At 67.2% G+C, this 1,325-nt stretch carries 2 protein-coding genes; one reads left to right on the forward strand and one right to left on the reverse strand.

The features are described 5' to 3' along the window. Positions 1-1,049 (reverse strand): aldehyde dehydrogenase family protein (locus ACFWUY_RS41695; protein WP_384122282.1); only part of this gene is annotated, 1,049 nt, incomplete at its 3' end. Positions 1,050-1,138: 89 nt separating this feature from the next. Between ACFWUY_RS41695 and ACFWUY_RS41700 the strand changes: the two genes are divergently transcribed. Continuing rightward, positions 1,139-1,325 (forward strand): hypothetical protein (locus tag ACFWUY_RS41700; protein ID WP_384122286.1); only part of this gene is annotated, 187 nt, incomplete at its 3' end.

Here is a 1,325-nt window from a genome sequence, read left to right on the forward strand (position 1 = left end):
GCCTGCTGCACCGCGGCCATGACCGACTCGACCTGCGAGGAGTTGATCAGGGGCCCGATGTGGGTGCCGTCCTCGGCCGGGTCGCCCGTCTTCAGGGTCCTGACCTTGGCGACGAACTTCTCGGTGAACTCCGCGACTACCCCGCGCTGCACGTAGAACCGGTTGGCCGCGGTGCACGCTTCGCCGCCGTTGCGCAGCTTCGCCTGCATGGCACCGGCCACGGCGGCGTCGATGTCGGCATCGTCGAACACGACGAACGGGGCGTTGCCACCCAATTCCATGGAGGTGCGCAGCAACCGGTTCGCGGACGCCGCAACGAGTTTCTTGCCGACTTCGGTGGAACCGGTGAAGGTGAGCTTGCGCAGCCGCGGATCGTCGATCAGCGGGCCCGTGACAGCCCCGGAACGCTGCGTGGTGACCACCGACAGCACCCCATCGGGCAGGCCGGCCTCACTGCACAGCTTGGCCAGCGCCAACATGGTCAACGGCGTCGCCGAGGCAGGTTTGACGATCATCGTGCAGCCCGCCGCCAGCGCGGGCCCGATCTTGCGGGTGCCCATCGCCAGCGGGAAATTCCACGGCGTGATCGCCAGACACGGCCCCACCGGCTGCTTGGCGACCATGATCCGCCCGGTCCCCGACGGCGCGTTCAGATACCGCCCATGAATCCGCACCGCCTCCTCACTGTTCCACCGGAAGAACTCGGCCCCGTACCGCACCTCATTGCGACTCTCCGACAGCGCCTTGCCCATTTCCAGCGTCATCAACAACGCGAACTCCTCCGCCCGCGCAGTGAGCTGCTCGAACACCGCCCGCAGAATCTCCCCCCGCTCCCGCGCCGGCGTAGCGGCCCACGCCGCCCCCGCCGCGACAGCCGCATCCAAGGCCCGCATCGCATCCTCGGGAGTCGCATCAGCAACCTGCGCGATCACCGTCCCATCCGCCGGATTGCGCACGTCGAAAGTCCCACCCCCCGTGGCCTGGACAGGACCGGAACCGATCCACAAACCCTTCGGTACGAATTCGAGTACGTCGCGTTCAGACACCATGTCGCCAGACTAGGCCTGTTGTCGCGACCACCACCTCGAACCCATGAACACGCAGCGCCGGTCGATGGCCGACGCGGTACCCTCGGCACGTGAGCAGCGACATCACCGCGTCAGCGGCCTGGCAGGCACTGCACAACAATCACCGCACCGTTGCGCCGATGCATCTACGGCAACTGTTCGCCGATGACCCGGCGCGCGGCCGCGAGCTGACGATGCAGGTGGCCGATCTGCACATCGACTACAGCAAACATCGCGTGACCCGCGAAACCCTGCGCC

It is taken from the genome of Streptomyces sp. NPDC058664, from assembly GCF_042716635.1.
GTDB lineage: Bacteria > Actinomycetota > Actinomycetes > Streptomycetales > Streptomycetaceae > Streptomyces.